This window comes from Paenibacillus sp. J14 (assembly GCF_000518465.1).
In the GTDB taxonomy this organism is placed as follows: Bacteria; Bacillota; Bacilli; order Paenibacillales; family Paenibacillaceae; genus Fontibacillus; species Fontibacillus barengoltzii.
On sequence record NZ_JADQ01000100.1, the window covers coordinates 1 to 3538 of the forward strand.

Here is a 3538-nt window from a genome sequence, read left to right on the forward strand (position 1 = left end):
GGTCTAGTTGGTCAAACCTTCGTTCCTCCACCCGCATAGCGGGTGGTTTTTTGTTTCGCACGCTTCGCGAGCTCAACTGGCTAAAGCCATAATAAGAAAAAGGCCGGACAAACTGTCCGGCCTTTTGATTTTGGCAATGTTTCGGTTGTACCCTACTCCTCGCTTACAGACCAGCCCTCCAGCGAAAGGGAAGGCTCCGCTTTCAGCTCCAGATCGGAAAATTCAGCGCTGCGCCATTTCAAATAGGCGGCAGCGCCAATCATCGCGGCGTTGTCGGTACAATACTTCAGCGGTGGGATCAACAAAGCGATGCCTTCGCGCTCACAGCGCTCGGTCAGTGCCGCACGCAGCCCGCGATTCGCAGCGACGCCCCCGCAGAGCAGCAGTTGGCGGGAGCCGGTTGCCTTGACCGCGCGGATCGCTTTTTCCACCAGCACTTCGATGACCGACTCTTGGAATCCGCGAGCAATCGCTGCTTGGTAGCCGTCCTCCCCGCGCATTTTGTGCTGATTCACCGCGTTCAGTACGGCCGATTTGAGTCCGCTTAAGCTGAAATCGTAAGAATCCGGCTCCAGCCAAGCCCGCGGCAGCTCTTCGGCTTCCTCCGCCTCCGCAGCCAGCTTGTCCACGAAGGGACCGCCGGGATACGGGAAGCCCAGCGCCCGAGCCACCTTGTCGTAAGCTTCACCGACGGCATCATCGCGCGTCCGTCCAAGCAGACGGAAGCTTCCTTCCCGCTCCATCAGCACCAGCTCGGTATGACCGCCCGATACTACGAGCGCCATGGACGGATACACCATCTCTGCCTCCAAGCGGTTGGCGTAGATGTGACCAGCAATATGATGAACGCCAATCAGGGGCTTATCCCAGGCGAACGCGAGGCTCTTGGCTGCCATGATGCCAACGAGCAGAGCGCCGACCAAACCCGGCCCTTCCGTCACGGCGATCGCCGACAACGATTCCGGCGCAATCCCCGCCTCCTGTACCGCTTCCTCCAGCATTCGCGTAATGCTCTCGACATGCTTGCGCGAAGCGACCTCCGGCACCACGCCGCCAAACGCCCGGTGCGTTTCAATCTGACTGGCGATCAGGTTGCTCAGCACCTCCGTTCCGTTCTTCACCACGGCGGCTGAGGTTTCGTCACAGCTCGTCTCCACCGCCAAAATATACACATCTTGCTCTTGCTTCACCACAAACCTTCGCTTCCTTCCCCGGTTTCCGACTGCGACCTTGGCAGCTCGCACCACATTATGATTGCATCTTCATGATTATCGGAATAATACCCTTTCCGCACGCCTGCCGGGGTAAAGCCCATTTTCTGATAAAGTGAGCGGGCAACAACATTGGATACCCGCACCTCCAGCGTCATCCGGACCATCCCCAGCTCTATGGCCCAGTCCATCATCCGACGCAGCAGCTTCTCCCCGAGATGATGCCCGCGATAAGCGGTACGAACAGCAATGTTCGTGATATGGGCCTCATCGAGGATCGTCCACATCCCGGCATATCCAATCGGTTCGCCGCGATATTCCATGATTTGATACCGTGCAAAATGGTTATGCGTTAACTCGTTACGAAACGCTTCCTCACTCCACGGAAGCGTAAACGATTCATGTTCGATCACCATGACGTCCGGCAAATCTGCGAGCGTCATGTTGCGGAATACGATATCTTGTTCCAGATCTTGTTCCAGCTTCGCCGCCCCCTCGCCTTAAGCGTTCCGCAGCCGTTTGGCTTCGGCTTCGGCCAGCTGCGTATAGTTTGGCTCCAGCGCATGGACATCGTCCGCCGGCAGCGCGGTGCGCGCCACGCCGGCGATGCCAACCCATGCGCCCTCCAGCTCGTAAGGCACGAGCTGGACGAGCTCGCCGAAGGCGGCGATCAGCGGCGCGATCGCCGCCTCATGCTTCTCGGTCTCGCCCACGAACCAGAGGCGGGCCGGCCGTTCCTCTGCAGGCAGCTGCTCCAGCTGCCGTTTCAGCTCGTCGGCCCACCCGTCCATCAGCCGGATCGCGTCGGGTTCGAGACGCTCCGGCAGGCCGCCCGGCGCTGGTGCAGCGAACAGCGCCGAATAAGCCTGGCCGCGCCGCGCATCGATCAGCGGCGCGATCCAGTGGCCGCCGGCGGCAGCGCGGCGGCCTTCTTCCGCCGGCCGGGCCGAGCCGGCCGGCGCGCTTCGCCGCGCGGCGAGCTCGCCTAGCGCGGCGGCGTCTTGCCCGCTGGCGCTGGCCCAGCCGCCCAGCGCCAAGGCGGCCAGGCTCGAGACACCGTAGACCGGCAGCCGTAACGACCACGCCAATGTCTTGGCGGTCGTGACGGCAATCCGGATCCCGGTGTAGGAGCCTGGCCCCACCCCGACGGCGATCCCGTCCAGATCCTGCTTGGCGAGCCCTGCCGCCTTCAGGCAATCCCCGATCGCCGTGACCAAATATGCCGAATGGTTCCGTTCGGCATGGATCGTTCGTTCGGCCAGCACGCGGCCGCCCTCCATCACCGCCACCGCCAGCGAAGAAGTGGCGGTGTCCAGCGTCAACAGCCGCTGCGATGGCTGTATATTTTCATGTTCGCTCATGATTCGGATACTCCAATCTCTTTCAGGGCCGGCACCCATGGCTCATAGGTTGCCCCCTGCACGTTGATATGCATACGCCGTCCCGTGGCCGACACTGTCTCGATGTAAATCTGCAGCTTGTCCTCCGGGAGCAATTCCTCAATCAAGCTGGCCCACTCCACCAGCGTTACACCGTGGCCGTAGAAATACTCATCCAGCCCCAGCTCATCCGCCTCATCCAGCGACAGCCGATAGACGTCCATATGATAAAAAGGCAGCCTGCCCTCATACTCCTTAATTAAGGTAAAGGTCGGACTGTTCACGGTGTCCTTCACGCCGAGGTGCTTGGCGAACAGCTGGGAAAACGCCGTTTTGCCCGCACCAAGATCCCCGTCCAGGGCGATCACCGTTCCCGGCTGGGCCAGCTTCGCCAACGCTTCCGCCAGCCGCTCCGTCCCCTTCAAATCCTCGGCTTCGTAGACCCACCGTGCGGAGGTGCTGCCTTTATGTTGATCCATGCTCACTTTAGCTTACCACCTTTTATCACGTTCCAACGAAATTGCCATACCTTTGAGTCACAACGCTTCGAAATCGAGCACCTGAGTTGCTCAGTTGGTCTAAATTGAACTTAGTTGATTGACTTAAGCCGAACTCACTCGAACAACACTTCGCTGAGAATTGCTGAACCATGATGGGCAGTGCTGCATCACTGAGCAACGCTGAGCTTTATCGTGCAACGCCAACCCAAGCTCCCCAGCCCTGCTCCACTAACGGACCGAGATGACCTTATTTGCTGATTTCCCGGACATTTCCCGCGCTAACGGACTCAGAAGGCGTTAATCCAACGTTTCGGAAGAAAAAGTTGATCATTTCCGGCAAATAAGGTCTTTCCTGTCCGTTGCTATGAACGTTTTTGTCAAGCCCTCGGTTTTAAATCTGCCTGAGCACGTGGCGCGAGAGCAAAAATGCGAGCGACGGTCGGCACGC

The 3538-nt window shown here is 59.4% G+C and carries 4 protein-coding genes; all 4 read right to left on the minus strand.

The annotated features are described in order from the left end of the window. Positions 1-152: 152 nt before the first annotated feature. From tsaD to tsaE, 4 genes are read right to left on the minus strand one after another with little or no spacing between them, the layout of a single operon-like run. Entirely contained in the window at positions 153-1193 is a 1041-nt protein-coding gene (gene tsaD, locus M891_RS0121995) for a tRNA (adenosine(37)-N6)-threonylcarbamoyltransferase complex transferase subunit TsaD (RefSeq protein WP_028540283.1), read from the minus strand. Then, complete coding sequence (rimI, locus tag M891_RS0122000) at positions 1187-1693, minus strand: ribosomal protein S18-alanine N-acetyltransferase (protein ID WP_036625180.1); 507 nt, start codon at positions 1691-1693, stop codon at positions 1187-1189. The genes tsaD and rimI overlap by 7 nt, the downstream gene beginning before the upstream one ends. Before the next feature lie 18 nt (positions 1694-1711). Then, the gene (tsaB, locus tag M891_RS0122005; RefSeq protein WP_016313190.1) at positions 1712-2572 is read right to left on the minus strand and encodes a tRNA (adenosine(37)-N6)-threonylcarbamoyltransferase complex dimerization subunit type 1 TsaB; all 861 of its coding nucleotides are present in this window, start codon (positions 2570-2572) and stop codon (positions 1712-1714) included. Next, positions 2569-3069 carry a tRNA (adenosine(37)-N6)-threonylcarbamoyltransferase complex ATPase subunit type 1 TsaE gene (gene tsaE / locus M891_RS0122010; RefSeq protein ID WP_028540285.1) on the minus strand — a complete coding sequence of 167 codons (501 nt, stop codon included), beginning with the start codon at positions 3067-3069 and terminating at the stop codon, positions 2569-2571. Before tsaE ends, tsaB begins: the two co-directional genes overlap by 4 nt. Positions 3070-3538: the final 469 nt, after the last annotated feature.